11 protein-coding genes, 8 tRNA genes and 1 riboswitch are annotated in these 17221 nt (G+C 45.2%); of the genes, 18 read left to right on the forward strand and 1 reads right to left on the reverse strand.

Annotated elements, in window-relative coordinates; genetic code table 11:
• Positions 1-2: 2 nt before the first annotated feature.
• The 12 genes from K5620_RS09730 to K5620_RS09785 all read left to right on the forward strand — a co-directional run bounded on the left by K5620_RS09730 (position 3) and on the right by K5620_RS09785 (position 6573).
• Positions 3-1493 (forward strand): glutamate synthase subunit beta, encoded by a 1491-nt coding sequence (locus K5620_RS09730; RefSeq protein ID WP_016401015.1) that lies wholly within the window; start codon positions 3-5, stop codon positions 1491-1493.
• A 155-nt stretch (positions 1494-1648) separates the two neighbouring features.
• A tRNA-Ser gene (locus tag K5620_RS09735) sits at positions 1649-1739 on the forward strand.
• Positions 1740-1984: 245 nt separating this feature from the next.
• Positions 1985-2629 (forward strand): UvrY/SirA/GacA family response regulator transcription factor, encoded by a 645-nt coding sequence (gene uvrY / locus K5620_RS09740; RefSeq protein WP_016401014.1) that lies wholly within the window; start codon positions 1985-1987, stop codon positions 2627-2629.
• Between the two features lie 2 nt (positions 2630-2631).
• Positions 2632-4464 (forward strand): excinuclease ABC subunit UvrC, encoded by a 1833-nt coding sequence (uvrC, locus tag K5620_RS09745; protein ID WP_016401013.1) that lies wholly within the window; start codon positions 2632-2634, stop codon positions 4462-4464.
• 46 nt (positions 4465-4510) lie between these two features.
• A complete protein-coding gene (pgsA, locus tag K5620_RS09750) occupies positions 4511-5059 on the forward strand; it encodes a CDP-diacylglycerol--glycerol-3-phosphate 3-phosphatidyltransferase (protein ID WP_040306994.1) in 549 nt (182 codons plus the stop codon).
• A gap of 232 nt (positions 5060-5291) precedes the next feature.
• Positions 5292-5367: transfer RNA gene (locus K5620_RS09755), tRNA-Gly, on the forward strand.
• An 18-nt stretch (positions 5368-5385) separates the two neighbouring features.
• Positions 5386-5459, forward strand: a tRNA-Cys gene (locus K5620_RS09760).
• Between the two features lie 17 nt (positions 5460-5476).
• Positions 5477-5563, forward strand: a tRNA-Leu gene (locus K5620_RS09765).
• A 305-nt stretch (positions 5564-5868) separates the two neighbouring features.
• Positions 5869-5955 (forward strand) — tRNA-Leu (locus K5620_RS09770).
• A gap of 346 nt (positions 5956-6301) precedes the next feature.
• Positions 6302-6377 (forward strand) — tRNA-Gly (locus K5620_RS09775).
• An 18-nt stretch (positions 6378-6395) separates the two neighbouring features.
• A tRNA-Cys gene (locus K5620_RS09780) sits at positions 6396-6469 on the forward strand.
• A gap of 17 nt (positions 6470-6486) precedes the next feature.
• Positions 6487-6573, forward strand: a tRNA-Leu gene (locus K5620_RS09785).
• Between the two features lie 151 nt (positions 6574-6724).
• Here K5620_RS09785 and K5620_RS09790 read toward each other — a convergent pair.
• On the reverse strand, positions 6725-8728 hold the full coding sequence (locus tag K5620_RS09790; protein WP_040307481.1) for a methyl-accepting chemotaxis protein: 2004 nt from the start codon (positions 8726-8728) through the stop codon (positions 6725-6727).
• A 456-nt stretch (positions 8729-9184) separates the two neighbouring features.
• Positions 9185-9280, forward strand: a riboswitch (guanidine-I (ykkC/yxkD leader).
• A 59-nt stretch (positions 9281-9339) separates the two neighbouring features.
• Here K5620_RS09790 and K5620_RS09795 point away from each other — a divergent pair.
• The 6 genes from K5620_RS09795 to uca all read left to right on the forward strand — a co-directional run bounded on the left by K5620_RS09795 (position 9340) and on the right by uca (position 17221).
• Entirely contained in the window at positions 9340-10422 is a 1083-nt protein-coding gene (locus K5620_RS09795; RefSeq protein WP_016403085.1) for a putative urea ABC transporter substrate-binding protein, read from the forward strand.
• 10 nt (positions 10423-10432) lie between these two features.
• Positions 10433-11257 carry an ABC transporter permease gene (locus K5620_RS09800; protein ID WP_040307480.1) on the forward strand — a complete coding sequence of 275 codons (825 nt, stop codon included), beginning with the start codon at positions 10433-10435 and terminating at the stop codon, positions 11255-11257.
• Complete coding sequence (locus K5620_RS09805) at positions 11257-12042, forward strand: ABC transporter ATP-binding protein (RefSeq protein WP_016403083.1); 786 nt, start codon at positions 11257-11259, stop codon at positions 12040-12042. Before K5620_RS09800 ends, K5620_RS09805 begins: the two co-directional genes overlap by 1 nt.
• Positions 12043-12054: 12 nt before the next feature.
• Complete coding sequence (locus K5620_RS09810) at positions 12055-12810, forward strand: urea amidolyase associated protein UAAP1 (protein ID WP_016403082.1); 756 nt, start codon at positions 12055-12057, stop codon at positions 12808-12810.
• Between the two features lie 29 nt (positions 12811-12839).
• Positions 12840-13484 carry an urea amidolyase associated protein UAAP2 gene (locus K5620_RS09815; protein WP_016403081.1) on the forward strand — a complete coding sequence of 215 codons (645 nt, stop codon included), beginning with the start codon at positions 12840-12842 and terminating at the stop codon, positions 13482-13484.
• A gap of 92 nt (positions 13485-13576) precedes the next feature.
• A complete protein-coding gene (uca, locus tag K5620_RS09820) occupies positions 13577-17221 on the forward strand; it encodes an urea carboxylase (RefSeq protein WP_221077478.1) in 3645 nt (1214 codons plus the stop codon).

Consider the following 17221-nt stretch of genomic DNA (forward strand, 5'->3'; position numbering starts at 1 on the left):
ACATGGCAAATCCAACGGGATTTATGGAAATAGACAGGAAGCTATCGACAGACCGCGACCCAGCAGAGCGTTTGATAGATTGGCTAGAAGTTAAAACGCCTATGAGCGAAGAAGCGGTTAAAGACCAAGCTTCTCGCTGTATGGATTGTGGTATTCCTTTTTGTCATTCTGGTGACTCAGACTACGCGCCACGCGTAGCTGGGTGTCCAATTAACAACTTGATTCCAGAGTGGAATGACCTGGTATACCGTGGTCGCTGGAAGGATGCGATTGACCGTTTACACAAAACCAATAACTTCCCGGAGTTTACTGGGCGCGTATGTCCAGCTCCTTGTGAAGATTCTTGTGTTCTAGGTATTAATGCTCCACCAGTAACCATTAAGAGCCAAGAAGTTAACATTATCGAGCGTGCATTTAAGGAAGGTTGGGTTAAACCTAACATTCCAGCTAAACGCAGCGGCAAAACTGTCGCCATTGTAGGCTCTGGTCCTGCTGGTTTAGCAGCTGCTGCTCAGTTAAATTCTGCTGGTCATAAAGTAACTGTGTTTGAACGTGCTGACCGAGTTGGTGGCTTATTAATGTACGGTATTCCGAACATGAAGCTGCAAAAAGAGATCGTTGAGCGTCGTATCGAAATCATGCGTGAAGAAGGTATCGTATTCAAAACTTCAGTAGAAGTGGGTAAAGACATTTCTATTAACCGTTTGAACGAAGACTTTGACGCACTGTTGCTAGCCACTGGCGCAACGGTTCCGCGTGACTTACCAGTAGAAGGTCGCCAGTTAAACGGTGTTCACTTTGCGATGGAGTTCTTAGGTAAAAATACTAAGAGCTTGCTAGATAGCAACCTAGAAGATGGCCGTTACATTAGCGCTAAAGATAAGCACGTTGTGGTTATTGGTGGTGGTGATACAGGTACTGACTGTGTGGGTACTTCACTGCGTCACGGATGTAAGAACGTAATGCAGCTAGAGATTATGCCTCAGCCTCCGCAAGAACGTGCTCAAGACAACCCTTGGCCAGAATTTAAGCGCACCTTAAAGCGTGACTACGGTCAAGACGAAGCGATTGCCATTCAAGGTGAAGATCCGCGTCGTTACCTAGTTATGACCCAGAAAATGGTGGGTGATGAGCAAGGTAACGTGACAGAAGTTCACACTACCAAGGTCAACTGGACGAAAAACGCTAACGGCCAAATGGTACCAGAGCCAGTAAAAGGCAGTGAAGAAGTCATCAAAGCTGACTTAGTATTGCTAGCTATGGGCTTCATGGGACCAGAAGCGGGTATTATTGACGAACTAGGCGTTGAAAAAGACGCTCGTTCAAATGCTAAAGCAACCTACGGTGAATACGCCACAAATGTTAAAGGTGTGTTTGCAGCTGGTGATGCGCGTCGTGGTCAAAGTTTGATTGTTTGGGCAATCAACGAAGGTCGTGGTGCAGCACAAGCCGTTGATACCTTCTTAATGGGTAAGAGCTACTTACCTAAGTAAGTTAGCGACAAACTGCTAAAAAGCCCGGCTTATGCTGGGCTTTTTTATAGCCAAAATTTGCCTAGCATTTAGTCAATTGTTAGACATTTCCAAAAAATTCAAAGATGACGGTTTACAAGCTGAAAAATGCTAGGTAATATGCGCCCGGTTGCTGCGGAGGGGTGGCAGAGTGGTCGAATGCACCGGTCTTGAAAACCGGCAAGGGTTAATAGCCCTTCGAGAGTTCAAATCTCTCCTCCTCCGCCATTATTCAGAAAAACGCCAGCATTACGCTGGCGTTTTTCGTTTCTGCACTACCTCACATCCAATGTGGATAAATTGCCAGTTTATTGCGCAAACTGCCAATAATCTCAGTTCTACTCTAAACTTATATCGCTTAAGCCTTTAAATTATTATCCTGATGGGATATAAAGTTTGCTGCGCAGACGATGCAAGGTCTGGCAACCCGCCCAATTAGTAGATTGATGTTTTAGTTACAGCGGAGAAAACGCTTGATAAACGTATTTCTGGTTGACGATCATGAGCTAGTGCGTACAGGGATCCGTCGCATTTTAGAAGACGTTCGAGGATTTAAAGTGGTTGGTGAGGCCGAGAGCGGAGAGAAAGCCGTTCAATGGTGCAGAAGCAACCAAGCCAACGTAATCTTAATGGATATGAATATGCCTGGAATTGGTGGCTTAGAGGCTACCCGCAAGATATTGCGTTACGATCCAGATGCTAAGATTATCGTGTTAACTATTCATACTGAAAACCCATTTCCTACCAAGGTGATGCAAGCAGGCGCATGTGGTTACTTAACCAAAAGTGCCGGCCCAGATGAAATGCTACAAGCTATTCGTGCGGTTAACGTAGGGCAGCGTTATCTGTCACCCGAGATCGCTCAGCAAATGGCTTTGAGTCAGTTTAATCCGGCAGAAGACAATCCATTTCAAAGCTTATCTGAACGAGAGTTGCAGATAATGCTAATGATTACCAAAGGCGAAAAGGTTACCGATATTTCTGACCAGCTCAGCCTAAGCCCCAAAACGGTCAATTCTTACCGTTACCGCTTGTTTAGCAAGTTGAACATTAGCGGTGATGTAGAGTTAACTCATTTAGCCATTCGCCACGGCATGATAGACACAGACAAGCTGTAATTTTGCTCGAAGATAGCGCTCCATTTGATAGTAAGGCATTTCTAAGCCAAGTCACCGAAGCTAGCGGCATATACATGATGTATAACGCCGCTAATGAAGTAATCTATGTAGGTAAAGCTAAATCGCTTAAGAGGCGTTTAAGTAGCTATTTTAGAAAAAACGTCGATAGCAATAAAACCCGAGCCTTGGTCTCAAACATAGCACGGGTTGAAGTTACGGTTACTCATACCGAAACCGAAGCGCTTATTCTCGAACACAACCTGATTAAAAAGCACTTACCCAAATACAATGTGCTGTTGCGAGACGATAAGTCCTATCCCTATATTCTTTTAAGTAAACACAAGCATCCGCGGATATCGATGCATCGAGGCGCTAAACGTAATAAAGGCGACTATTTTGGTCCTTATCCTAATGGTAATGCGGTACGTGAAAGCCTGCATTTGATGCAGAAGCTATTTCCTATTCGCCAGTGCAGCGATAGTGAATACGCAAACCGCCAACGCCCTTGTCTTCAGTACCAACTTAAACGTTGTTCTGGACCCTGTGTAAACCTAATTAGCGAAGAAGACTATCAACAGCAAGTAGACCTTGCGAGTATGTTCTTAAAGGGCAAAAGCCAACAGGTAATAAATCAACTAGCGGAAAAGATGACCAAGGCCAGCGATAGCTTAGATTTCGAAGCTGCCGCGGGTTTTAGAGACCAAATTCAAGCCTTACGCAAGGTTCAAGAGCAACAGTTTGTGAGCGGCAATACCGAGCATAGTGATGTATTGGGTTTTGCCTTTAGAAATGGCATTGCCGTTATTCATTTGTTGCTAATCCGTGATGGTCAAGTACTAGGTAGTCGTTCGTATTACCCTAAAGTGCCTAAACAAGCCGATTTACCTGAAGTACTGCGCAGTTTTGTGATGCAGTACTACTTGTCTGAACAACGTAAGGGCAACCAACCTAATGAAGTGCTGCTACCTGATATCGAAGGTGATTGGCCAGAGATAGAAGCAGCAATCGAAAGTGAACTTGATTGCAAAGTGAAACTTTCCCAACCTAAACGTGGAGAGAAACTGCGGTTTGTTGCGCTAGCAAATACCAATGCAGAAAATGCCCTGTTAACCAAACTAAATCAAGAAGCCACCATTCATCATCGCGTCACTGAACTTGAAGCGCTGCTCAAGCAAGAACAGCCAATTAAGCGCATGGAGTGTTTTGATATCAGCCATACCCAAGGCGAGCGCACGGTGGCTTCATGCGTGGTGTTTGATAGGCAAGGGCCAAACAAATCTGAGTATCGTCGCTTTAACATCGACGGCATTACCGGTGGCGATGACTATGCCGCAATGGCGCAGGCATTAACTCGTCGTTACCAAAAGGCCCAGTTAACTGAAAAGATCCCCGATGTATTGTTTATTGATGGTGGTAAAGGGCAGCTGTCTGCAGCCTTTGCCAGCATTGAGCCGCTAAATTTGGAGCCAATGCCTTTGTTGGTGGGAGTCGCTAAAGGTACAACCCGCAAACCAGGCTTAGAGACGCTGCTGATTGGTAAAGCGATGACCGAAATTCACTTACCTAGTGATTCCGCTGCATTGCATCTTATTCAACATATTCGAGACGAAAGCCATCGCTTTGCGATAACCGGTCATCGTAATCGCCGAGACAAAGCGCGCAAGACTAGTGTGTTGGAAGATATTGATGGAGTGGGGGCAAAACGGCGTCAAGCTTTGCTAACGCATTTAGGTGGAATGCAACAGCTCAAAAGCGCTAGTGTTGACGAAATTAAAAAAGTTCCCGGAATTAGCCCTACTTTAGCGCAAAAAATTTATGATTCGTTGCATCACTAGGCAAGATTAGGCAACATAGCGGCAGTAGTTTTATAAATGAAAAATAATGATAAATATTCCAAATATACTAACCGCGTTTAGAATTGTATTAATTCCGTTTTTCTTAATAGCTTTTTACCTTCCCGTAGAGTGGGGCATGTTGGCCGCTGCATTTATCTTTGGCTTAGCGGCTGCTACAGATTATTTAGATGGATACTTAGCGCGACGCCTGGGCCAAACCACACCTTTTGGTGCATTTCTCGATCCAGTGGCCGATAAGGCTATGGTAGTTGCAGCCTTAGTGGTATTGGTAGAGCATTATCAGACTTTTTGGATTACTGTTCCTGCGGTTATCATGATATCCCGCGAAATTATTATTTCCGCGCTACGAGAGTGGATGGCAGAACTTGGTAAGCGTTCAAGCGTTGCGGTATCTTGGATAGGAAAATATAAAACAGCTGCTCAAATGGCAGCTATTACCGGCTTAACCGCACAAATAGACCCTTTTGTTACGCAAGCCAGTTACGCACTATTTTATGTGGCAACCGTTCTTACGCTTTGGTCAATGGTGAGTTATTTAATGCTGGCATGGCCAGAATTAAAGCAAAATGATTAATAAATCGTAGCTTTAGCCTAAAAATCCAACGAACAGTAAGAAACTTATTAAAAGACAGTTGACGTAAAGATTTAGGTCGCTAAAATGCACAGCACATTCAGCGGCAACGCTGGGGTGTTAAAGGCGAATTACTTAGGTAATACGCAAGAAGCAGCACTAGCTCAGTGTGGATATAAAAAGTAGCACAACCTAAGTTGTCTATTTATTCATACTAGCAAGTAAAGCAGATGAAGCGGCACTAGCTCAGTTGGTAGAGCGCAACCTTGCCAAGGTTGAGGTCATCGGTTCGAACCCGATGTGCCGCTCCAATTTAACACACATAGTATGGCGGGTTGGCAGAGTGGCTATGCAGCGGATTGCAAATCCGTGGACCTCGGTTCGACTCCGGGACCCGCCTCCATACTATAAATCTGTGTCGCCCGGGTGGTGAAATTGGTAGACACAAGGGATTTAAAATCCCTCGTCTGAAAGGACGTGCCGGTTCAAGTCCGGCCCCGGGCACCAACTCTTCTATCTATCCTATATCTCAAGCTTCCCAAGTTTTTCCTCATCTTGTCAGCTACTCTCATTGTTGCAATTAATCAGCGCATCAAATCATTTGTTTATCGATATCTGTTTTACTTTGGTAGTGTGTAAAGGCCGCTTGTTTTCACAACGTAAATACAGGAATGGTGTGAAAAGGCAGCGCCTAGATCGCTTTTTAAGCACTTGAATCAACTCCCTTAAAAAATCCGTTGACTCATTTCTGTAATACGTTAAAGTACAACTCGTTTTCAGGGGCTAGCTCCTAGTTAACAACAAAACGTGTCGCCCGGGTGGTGAAATTGGTAGACACAAGGGATTTAAAATCCCTCGTCTGAAAGGACGTGCCGGTTCAAGTCCGGCCCCGGGCACCAATTTGTTTAAAGATTTAAGCGGCACTAGCTCAGTGTGAGTATATAGAGTAGAGCAACCTAGTTGCTTACTCACTTGCACTAAATAGTGATAAAGAATAAAGCGGCACTAGCTCGGTGTGGGTATAAAGAGTAGCGCAACCTAGTTGTTAGCTCACTTGCACTAAATAGTGATAAAGAATAAAGCGGCACTAGCTCAGTGTGAGTATAAAGAGTAGCGCAACCTAGTTGCTTACTCACTTGCACTAAATAGTGATAAAGAATAAAGCGGCACTAGCTCGGTGTAGGTATAAAGAGTAGCGCAACCTAGTTGTTAGCTCACTTGCACTAAATAGTGATAAAGAATAAAGCGGCACTAGCTCAGTTGGTAGAGCGCAACCTTGCCAAGGTTGAGGTCATCGGTTCGAACCCGATGTGCCGCTCCAAAATTTGTAACGCTGTTTGGCGGGTTGGCAGAGTGGCTATGCAGCGGATTGCAAATCCGTGGACCTCGGTTCGACTCCGGGACCCGCCTCCATTACAAAGAAGAGTTTTGCCCGGGTGGTGAAATTGGTAGACACAAGGGATTTAAAATCCCTCGTCTGAAAGGACGTGCCGGTTCAAGTCCGGCCCCGGGCACCAATTAAAAAAGCCAGTAGCTAACGCTACTGGCTTTTTTGTTTGAACAAAACTAATGCACTTAATTGATCAGCCATACTGCTAGAAAAATTGGCGGCATGTGAATTCACATGCCGCATTGCCTTGCTCTATTCATAGAGTTACTTAGCTTAGCTTACAGTTGATACTTATTAACTATCTGCTGCAACTTATCTACTTCTTGTCCAATGCTAACACTGGCTTGGCTCGCTTCATCTGCAAGAAGCAGCGCGGCATTGGCACCATCAGATATTTGCACGATATTGAGTTCCACTTCGTCCATTACTTTACTTTGCTCTTCAATCGCGCTGGCGATGTTAGTGTTCAAATCAACAACTTCGTCTACACGTTGAGTAATATTGGTAAAAGAGCCACCGGCTTCTTCGGCTTGTTCAACACCGCTAAGTGCGCGGCTGCTAGCATTTGCCATGGCATTAACTGAACTCGACGATCCAGATTGTAAACCTTCAATCATTTTCTGAATTTCATCAGTTGAGGTTTGGGTCCTGTTGGCAAGGGTTCTCACTTCATCAGCAACCACCGCAAAGCCACGACCTTGTTCTCCAGCTCGAGCTGCTTCAATAGCTGCGTTTAATGCTAAAAGATTGGTTTGTTCTGCGATGTTTCTAATGACATCGATAACTCCACCTATTGCGCTTGTTTGCTCTTGCAGCTGGTTGAGTGAAGTAGAGGTGGTAAGTACTTCTTCATTTATTAAACCAATCGTCGAAATGGTTTCGCTGACAATTGTTTGGCCGTTAACAACTGCTTGTTGGGAGGCTAGGGTAGAGTCTGCGGCTTTATTCGCATCTTCAGCCATGTTGTTAACAGTGGCATTCATTTCTGCAACAGCAGTGGCTACTTGCTGTGTTTCTAGTTGCTGCTGATTAATCGCATCCCTCACTTCTTGCGATTTTCCATCAATTTGTTGGGTAGCAATTAACATTTCTTCGGAGCCGCTTTTAACTTGTTCTAACAACGATCGTAAGGCTTCTAAGGTGGTTTTATAGTCATGGGCAATGTCAGCAAGTTCGTCAGAACCATATACCGTTAAATCTTGGCTTAGATCGCCTTGATTAACCCTACCTGCTACATAGCGAATTTGTTTTACGGTGCGTCTAATGGATAGATAAGCACCAACCATGAAATAGCAACATGCTAGTAGCACCCCGAGTAGGGCAAACAGCATAACGGCTCGTTTTTGTTCTGCACTGGCTTTACGCTTACCTAACTCTTCGCCAAAGTAGCTAAGCGAAGCAGCGGTAAAATCTTCGATTTGATTTAAGCTGTCATTAGCAAGCTGAAAAACAGTATTGGTATTGGTTTTAACTTGTTGGTCTTTGAGAATTTCATCGCGAATCAAATTAACGATTCGTTTTATGCTTTCGGTAGTTTGCTGGGCTTGTTTACCCAGTTTAGTTTCAAACTGTTTATCGTAAGATACCAGTTGCGCCAAGGCTTTATCCATATCGTTAAGCACTTCGATGGCATTATCGGTTCTAAACTGAAGATCAGCATTACCTTCAGCGTCGAGAATACCAAAGTCAGCAATGTCGCCTCCTTTATCTCTTAGCCTAGCAATGTTGCTTTGTAATATAGGTAAACGGGCAGTAGCTATGTCTATTAGGTAATAACTGCTGACTTCCGGATCTCTAGTTAATCCACTATTCGCGGCTACGCTATAGGTGATGGCTCTAATTTGTCTAAGAAAGGCTTCATGCTCAATGAGCAGCTTACCTAAAGAGCTTTTACTTTCTGCTAGGGCCTGCCAGCTCTGTTGGGCTTGCTCCATCGACGTTTTATTATCGCCAGAAAGTTGTGAGCTTAGTTGTTGCAGGGTGCTGTTTAAATCTTGCTGAATAGCGCTGAGTTCATCTTTGTCGTAATCTGCACCCATCGTTCTTAGCGTGTTTAGATGCTGGTGCCTCACTACCGAGTTGGAGATACCGGGCAGTTGGTTAACAATCTCATATCCTGCTAACTCATTCTCGGTAAATGATATTTCTTTATTCATGGTGAGGATTATTGACCCAAAACCATAAACGATTGGCATTAAAAACAAGCAAGTCCACATTATGAACTTGTATTTAAAACCTACTCTGTCACTTAAATAAACGGCAGGGGAAAAAATACTACTCATGCATAACTCCTTTTTGCTGAGTGCCAATCAAGAACGCTTAATTCATCACGCTAATGTAATTAGTTATTCGAGTATAAATATAAAAAATCAAATAGGTATAGCTAAAAGCAATAAGTGATTTACTTAAGGCTAGCTAGTTTCACTTGTTAACTTAAGTTGTTGATGAATATAAGCCTTTGAAGCATCGCGGTAGATTGCTCGTTGCTTATCTTTATATTGTAGCCACAATATTGTTTTCTTCTCACACAGCGTAACACGCCCTTGTTTTATTAAATTTTGGTGCAAAAATCACATGTTTGCACCGTTATGGTGCCTTTGGGTGGCTATTACTGGGGCTTCATTTAGTGATTTATACCTAGATAGAGGGATGCGTTAGCGTTGGCATATCCATTGCTACCTAATACTTGCGACATGAGAGATGTATGGCTCTGCCTCATCAAGAGCCGCTTAAAATTTGCAATAGACATCTAGGGTTCCGGCTGCAACGCAGTGTCTGGACCGAGAGTTGTCAACCTCATAGAGGTTACACGGAGGGATAAAAGCCCGGGAGATGACAATAAATACGTCTCTCATGTTTTTATTTTAAAGTGCATAACCACATTGAGGTGACCATGATAAATCTAATTAAATCTCCACTCCGTACCCTGGCAGTAGCAGCCACCATCGTTAGCGCAAGTGCGCTTAGTGTTGTATCTGCCCAAGCCGCCGATAAACCTACTTATAAACTCGCTTGGACTATCTATGTTGGTTGGATGCCGTGGGACTATGGTGCAGCCTCAGGCATTGTTGATAAGTGGGCCGACAAATACGATATCAATATCGAAGTAGTGCAGGTGAACGACTACATCGAGTCAATTAACCAATACACCGCCGGTGGCTTTGATGCCACAGTAATGACCAACATGGACGCACTAACTATTCCTGCAGCCAGTGGCGTGGATTCAACAGCGCTAATTGTTGGCGACTTCTCAAATGGTAACGATGGTGTAGTACTTAAAGGTGATAAAAGCCTTGCTGACATAAAAGGCGAAAAAGTTAACTTAGTAGAGTTAAGTGTTTCGCATTATTTGTTAGCTCGCGCCTTAGAGTCAGTAGACTTAAAAGAGCGTGATATCAAAGTTGAAAACACCTCCGACGCCGATTTAGTAGCTGCATTCACTACCAAAGATGTAACAGCTGTTACCACTTGGAACCCGCTACTAAGCGAAATTGTGGCAATGCCAGATACCAACATGGTGTTCGATTCATCTAAGATCCCTGGTGAAATCATCGACTTGCTAGTAGTGAACACCGATACGCTTAAGCAAGATCCTAAGCTAGGTAAAGCTCTAACCGGCGCATGGTACGAGATTATGGCCACTATGTCGGGTGATGATGAAGCAGCAATGAAAGCTCGTGCATTTATGGCTGAAGCATCAGGTACCGATTTAGCCGGTTATGATGCGCAATTAGCCTCTACTAAAATGTTCTACCAGCCTCAAGAAGCTGTTGATTTTACCAATAGCGCAACCCTAAAAAGCACCATGGCTAAAGTAGCCGAGTTTTCGCACCATCACGGTTTGTTAGGTGAAGGCGCACCAGATGCTAGCTTTATCGGTATCGAAACTCCATCAGGTGTTTATGGCGATTCAAGTAACGTAAAACTTCGCTTTACAGCCGAGTACATGGATATGGCTGCCGAAGGCAAACTATAAGGCTCTGCCTATGACTCGCATAATTAATAAAAAACCTAGCCGCTTCGTGCGGCTGATGTTGGGCCTACTACCGTTTTTGCTGCTAATTGCTTTATACATGGCCGCATCACAGGCGCGTTTAGCAGACAATCCAAACGATAAGTTATTGCCTGCTATGTCGAGCTTTGTGGAAGCAATTAACCGCATGGCGTTTGAGCCTAGCAAACGCAGCGGTGAGTACTTAATGCTGGCAGATACGCTTGCTAGCTTAACTCGCTTGGCACTTGGGGTGGGGATCAGCGCCTTAGTGGCCTTAATGGTGGGTGTTGCTAATGGCATGGTGCCATTCGTACGTGCACCTTTATCGCCATTGGTTACTGCCATCTCGCTCATTCCACCCATGGCAATTTTGCCTATTCTGTTCATTGTGTTTGGCTTGGGAGAGTTATCTAAAGTGATGCTGATCATCATTGGGATCTGCCCAATTATGATTAGAGACCTGCAGCTGCGCACCGATGCGTTACCTAATGAGCAGATCTTAAAAGCGCAAACCTTAGGTGCTTCAAGTTGGCAAACCATTATTGCAGTAGTTATTCCGCAAATTCTGCCAAAGCTAATCGAAGCGGTTCGTTTAACCTTGGGCAGTGCTTGGCTATTTTTGATTGCTGCTGAGGCAATTGCTGCCACAGAGGGCTTGGGTTATCGCATTTTCCTTATTCGCCGTTATCTAGCGATGGACGTAATTTTACCTTACGTGCTGTGGATTAGTGTGTTGGCCTTTGTAATGGATTGGCTGCTGCGCAAGTTGTCGGTGCATGCTTTTTCTTGGTATCACAAAACACAAGGAGACGCATAATGAGCACTCCAATCATTCAAGCCATAGACGTTTGGAAAGAGTACGGCGACAACGTAGTGCTAGAGCGCTTAAACCTAAGTGTTGAAGAAGGCGAGTTTGTTAGCATTGTAGGCGCCTCTGGCTGCGGTAAATCTACTTTTCTCAACTTGCTATTGGGAAATGAAACTGCCAGCCGTGGCAAGCTTTTGTTAAATGGCGAACCTTTACCTAATGAACCAGGGCCAGAGCGTGGCATTGTGTTTCAAAAGTACTCCGTGTTTCCCCACTTAACGGCAGTGCAAAACGTTATGCTAAGTGATGTATTTGCTAAAGCGCCAGTGCTTGCGAGTCTATTTGGTAAAGCAAAACAACAGGCATACAGCCAAGCAATGGCAATGTTAGATAAAGTAGGTTTAACAGAAGCCGCGCATAAATACCCAACAGAGATGTCTGGGGGGATGCAGCAACGCTTGGCAATTGCTCAAGCCTTGATGAAAAAGCCAAAGATATTGTTACTAGACGAACCTTTTGGCGCGCTTGACCCCGGCATTCGTAAAGACATGCACAAGCTAGTTCATCAGTTGTGGCAAGAGCACAAACTTACCATTTTTATGATTACCCACGATCTCTCCGAAGGTTTTAGCTTAGGCAATCGCCTATGGGTGTTTGACAAGCATCGTCATGATGCACAGCACCCCGAGCGCTTTGGCGCGCAAGTCACCTTCGATATTCCTATTAGCAAAGACAGCGATGCTGCTCGCTTTAGTGAAGAGATGAAGCCGATTATTGATAAGTCGGTGGCTTAATAAGGACAATCTATGAACTCTACTATTTCCCAAGAACCTATTTACCAAGAAGTGATAAACGGTGCCGCGCATTGGTCGGTAACTGTACCTGCAGGTAAAACCTTGCGTTTTACCAATCCAGAAGGGGCTTCTAATGTGAGCCTGTTGTTTTATAACCCAAAGGATTTGTTAGAGCGCTATAACGCGCCCGATACCCTTAAATGTCAGCACACCTTTAAACTAACTAAAGGTAATTGTTTGTATTCCGATATGGGGCGAGTGTTTTGCTCGATTACCCGTGACGATACCGGCTGGATAGACAGCGTAGGTGGCTTAGCGAACAAGCAAAAGGTCGCTCAGAAATGGGGCGAGCGCAGCTATCAAACTCAAGGTAACTTGTGGCTACAAAATGGCTACGACGCCATGCTGGTTGAATTAGCTAAATATGGTTTAGGCAAGCGAGATATGGCAGCTAACATTAACCTATTTAGTAAAGTAGCCGCCGATGCAGAAGGCAATTTACAGTTTGAGCAAAACGCCAGTAAAGCAGGAGATGTAATCGAACTGCGTTTTGAAATGGACACTTTAGTTCTGATGACAACCTGCCCACATCCAATGAACCCTGCTAGTGAATACCCCAACCATGGTGTTGAAGTTGCGATGCTGGAAGCTGATACCGTGAGTGAAGACGACTACTGCCGAAACTTTAGACCAGAGAATGGTCGTGGCTTCGAAAATACCGAACGCTACCGCTGTGTTAGCCAAGCTAGCACTTGTTGTGAAGCTTAGTTGGAAGCGCTAAACAAGGAATAACATTCATGATCAAAGAAAGTGATTTACAAGCAGAACAAGCCAGCCAGCGAGAAGTGGTACCAGCTGGTGACTACTACATGCAGGTTCTCAAGGCCGGTCAAACGCTGCGAATTTTGGACTTAGAAGGTAACCAAGCTGCAGACACATTGTTTTACAGTGCAGCCGATCCCAGCGAGCGTTACAGCGCTATGGATACCATTCGTGAACAAGGCAATGTTTACTTAACAGCAGGCACTAAGCTGTTATCCAACCTAGGTCGCGAAATGCTCACCATTACTGCCGATACCTGTGGTCACCACGATACTTTAGGCGGTGCCTGTGCCACCGAAAGCAACACAGTGCGTTATTCTCTGGATAAAAAATGCATGCACGCTTGTCGTGATAGTTGGTTGTTAGCGGTTGCCGAGAACGAACAGTACGGCTTAACCAAGCGCGACATAACCCACAACATTAACTTCTTTATGAACGTGCCAATTACCGCAGCCGGTGGTTTAACCTTTGAAGACGGCATTAGCGGTGCTGGAAAATACGTAGAAATGCGCGCCGAGATGGACGTGATTGTTCTAATGTCTAACTGCCCGCAGTTAAACAACCCTTGTAATGGCTACAACCCAACCCCAGTAGAAATGTTGATTTGGGATGCAGCTTAAACACAAGTAATAACTCTTTAGATTAAGGCTAGGGACGACCCTAAACACGCCTTGTTATTAGCCGGGACGACCCGCAGCTCTCAGGTGACACTATGTTCGATAAAGTATTGATAGCCAACCGTGGCGCGATAGCTTGCCGGATCATTCGAACCCTTAACAAAATGAACATTGCCAGCGTGGCTATTTACAGCGACGCCGACGCAGACAGCCTGCACATTAGCCAAGCCAGCGAAGCCTATAGCTTGGGTGAAGGTTCAGCCAGTCAAACTTACCTAAACATCGACAAGATCTTTGCCATTGCCAAACAAACTGGCGCGCAAGCCATTCATCCTGGTTATGGTTTTTTAAGTGAAAACCAAGACTTTGCCAAACGTTGTGAACAACAAGGTTTAGTATTTTTAGGCCCAACAGCAGAGCAAATGAATGCCTTTGGCCTTAAACATTGTGCTCGTGAGTTAGCCGAACAAGCGCAAGTGCCTTTATTACCGGGCAGTGGTCTATTAGAAGATCAACAACAAGCATTAAGCTGCGCCGAACAACTGGGTTACCCAGTTATGCTAAAGAGCACAGCTGGTGGCGGCGGTATTGGTATGCAACGTTGTGACACCGCGGAGCAATTAAGCCAAGCCTTTGATAGCGTAAAACGCCTTAGTGAAAACAACTTTAGCAATGCGGGCTTATTCCTTGAGAAATTTATTACCCAAGCACGCCACATCGAAGTGCAAGTATTTGGTAACGGTGCTGGTGAGGTATTAACCTTAGGCGAGCGTGATTGTTCAGCGCAGCGCCGTAACCAAAAAGTGATTGAAGAAACCCCAGCTCCCAACTTAAGCCCAGCTATTCGCCAGCAATTACAACAAACTGCCAAGCAGCTTACCGAAAGTGTGAATTACCGCAGTGCAGGCACCGTAGAGTTTGTATTTGATCAGCAAAGCCAATCTTTTTACTTTTTAGAAGTTAATACCCGTTTACAGGTGGAACACGGCGTAACCGAGATGGTGTTTGGCGTCGATTTAGTGCAATGGATGGTAGAGCTGGGTTATGCGCAATTTGCTAAACAAGCTTATCCATTGGTTGATAAAGCCAGCAATTTACAGGCTTCTGGTCACGCCATTCAAGTGCGCTTATATGCCGAAGATCCTAACAAAGATTTCCAACCAAACGCTGGTTTACTTAGCCATGTTGCATGGCCAACTAAAGCAGAACTGGGTTTGCCAACAGCTGAGCAACTACGTATCGACCATTGGATAGAAAGTGGGGTAGAAGTCTCTCCGTTTTTCGACCCAATGCTGGCTAAAGTGCAATACCACGCAGCAGATAGAGACTCTGCCATTGCTGGTTTAGCCAAGGCGCTGCAGGCTTGCCAAGTGTACGGTATTGAGCATAACTTAGCCTACCTTAAACAGTTGCTAACTTTACCTGCCTTAGAGCAAGGTACCTTGCTTACTTCAAGTTTAAACAGTTTTGCTTACCGCCCAAGTACTATGGATGTACTAAGCGCTGGCACACAAACTACTATTCAAGATTACCCAGCACGAAAAGGCTACTGGGATATTGGCGTTCCACCGTCAGGGCCAATGGATGCGCAAAGTTTTCAGCTTCTTAATCAGCTATTAGGTAATCCAAGTGATGCCGCTGGTTTAGAGATTACCCTGCAAGGGCCAACGCTTAAGTTTAATCAAGACAGCTTGGTAGCAGTAGGTGGCGCGGATATAGAGATTAGCTTAGATGGCCAAAGCCGCGCGATGTGGCAAGTATTTAAAGTAAGCGCTGGCCAAAGCTTAGCATTAGGCAAAGTGAGTGATGCCGGTGCTCGCGCCTATTTAGCGGTAGGTGGTGGCATTCAATGTCCTGAGTATTTAGGCAGTAAATCTACCTTCACTTTAGGTCAGTTTGGCGGCCACGCAGGGCGTGCACTGCGCACTGGTGACGTACTGCAACTGCCAGATGCTAAGCAAGTCAAAGCCATTGACGATTTCTTACTAGGCCGAGAGTTACAGCAAAAGCCGCAAATTACTCAACAATGGAATATTCACGTAATCTACGGCCCGCACGGTGCGCCAGACTTTTTTACCGACCAAGACATCGAACTTTTTTTTGCAGCAACTTGGAAAGTACATTTCAACTCTAGCCGAACCGGCGTGCGCCTTATTGGGCCAAAGCCTGAGTGGGCACGTAGTGATGGCGGCGAAGCGGGTTTGCACCCATCTAACATTCACGATAACGCTTACGCTGTAGGCAGTATCGATTTTACTGGCGATATGCCAGTGATTCTTGGGCCAGATGGCCCAAGCTTAGGCGGCTTTGTTTGCCCGGCAACCATTATTAAAGCCGACCTATGGAAAATGGGACAGCTTAAAGCGGGCGATGAAATTAACTTTATTCCAGTTAGTATCAAGCAAGCAGAGCAGGCAGAGCGAGAGCAATTAGCAAGCTTAGCGCTAGGCAACGCCTACAATAGCGAAATTAGCGCTGCGCCCATTACCACGCCAATTGTAAAAACCTTAGCCAGTGATGTTTATGGTGAAAAGGTGGTATATCGCCCAGCGGGTGAAGACTATTTGCTGATTGAGTATGGTCCGCAGCGTTTAGACATTGCGCTACGATTTAGAGTGCATGCCTTAATGCTGAACTTGCAAGCGCAAAACATTGCCGGCATTGAAGAGCTTACGCCTGGTATTCGTTCAATACAGGTTCACTACAACAACCTAGAGCTACCGTTAGAGCGTTTATTGGCAATACTAGAGCAAGCAGAAGCAAGCCTTGGTGATATTGACCAACTTAGTGTGCCAGCACGAGTTGTGCATCTGCCGCTATCTTGGGACGACGAAGCCACTCGTTTAGCCATTCAAAAGTATAACGACGTTGTGCGTAAAGACGCGCCATGGTGCCCGGATAACATCGAATTTATTCGCCGCATTAATGGCTTAGACACCGTTGAACAAGTTAAAGACATTGTGTTTAACGCTAATTATTTGGTGATGGGCTTAGGCGATGTGTACTTAGGCGCACCGGTTGCTACACCTATTGACCCTCGCCACCGTTTAGTCACCACCAAATACAACCCTGCACGTACCTGGACACCAGAAAATGCTGTAGGTATTGGTGGTGCTTACTTATGTGTGTATGGCATGGAAGGGCCGGGTGGTTATCAGTTTGTAGGCCGCACTTTGCAGATGTGGAATCGCTACCGCAGCACTACAGAGTTTACTAAACCTTGGTTATTGCGCTTTTTTGATCAAATTAAATTTTACCCAGTGAGTGCGGACGAGCTTAAGCAAATTCGTAAAGATTTCCCACGTGGAGATTACCCGCTAAAAATTGAGCAAACCGAGTTCAGCTTGAAAGGCTATCAAGCACTGTTAGACGAGCAACAAGAGAGCATTCAAGCTTTTAAAGTTAATCAACAACAAGCCTTCGAAGCCGAGCGCCAACGCTGGGAAGAAAGCGGCCAAGCTCACTTCTCGGTAGAAGAGCAAAGCCAACAAAGCGCTACTGAAGACGCTTTAGCAGATTCAGAACTGGCGATAGAAAGCCACGTAGCCGGCAACCTATGGCAAGTAATGGTAGAGCCGGGGCAAAGCGTTAAATCTGGGCAAGTGGTGGCAGTGTTAGAAGCAATGAAAATGGAACTAGAAGTGACTGCGCCTTCAAACGGAGTAATAAAACAGTTGAACCAAATTCAAGGTTCCCAAGTTCACGCAGGGCAGCGCCTAATGGTTATGGAGACCGAATAA

Origin of the sequence: Agarivorans albus (assembly GCF_019670105.1) — a bacterium.
GTDB lineage: Bacteria > Pseudomonadota > Gammaproteobacteria > Enterobacterales > Celerinatantimonadaceae > Agarivorans > Agarivorans albus.

What these genes read in the sequence shown, in the direction of transcription:
- K5620_RS09730 (WP_016401015.1), top strand. Translation starts at nt 3, where the DNA reads ATGGCAAATCCAACGGGATTTATGGAAATAGACAGGAAGCTATCGACA.
- pgsA (WP_040306994.1), top strand. Translation starts at nt 4,511, where the DNA reads ATGATAAATATTCCAAATATACTAACCGCGTTTAGAATTGTATTAATT.
- K5620_RS09790 (WP_040307481.1), bottom strand. Translation starts at nt 8,728, where the DNA reads ATGAGTAGTATTTTTTCCCCTGCCGTTTATTTAAGTGACAGAGTAGGT.
- K5620_RS09795 (WP_016403085.1), top strand. Translation starts at nt 9,340, where the DNA reads ATGATAAATCTAATTAAATCTCCACTCCGTACCCTGGCAGTAGCAGCC.
- K5620_RS09800 (WP_040307480.1), top strand. Translation starts at nt 10,433, where the DNA reads ATGACTCGCATAATTAATAAAAAACCTAGCCGCTTCGTGCGGCTGATG.
- K5620_RS09805 (WP_016403083.1), top strand. Translation starts at nt 11,257, where the DNA reads ATGAGCACTCCAATCATTCAAGCCATAGACGTTTGGAAAGAGTACGGC.
- K5620_RS09810 (WP_016403082.1), top strand. Translation starts at nt 12,055, where the DNA reads ATGAACTCTACTATTTCCCAAGAACCTATTTACCAAGAAGTGATAAAC.
- K5620_RS09815 (WP_016403081.1), top strand. Translation starts at nt 12,840, where the DNA reads ATGATCAAAGAAAGTGATTTACAAGCAGAACAAGCCAGCCAGCGAGAA.
- uca (WP_221077478.1), top strand. Translation starts at nt 13,577, where the DNA reads ATGTTCGATAAAGTATTGATAGCCAACCGTGGCGCGATAGCTTGCCGG.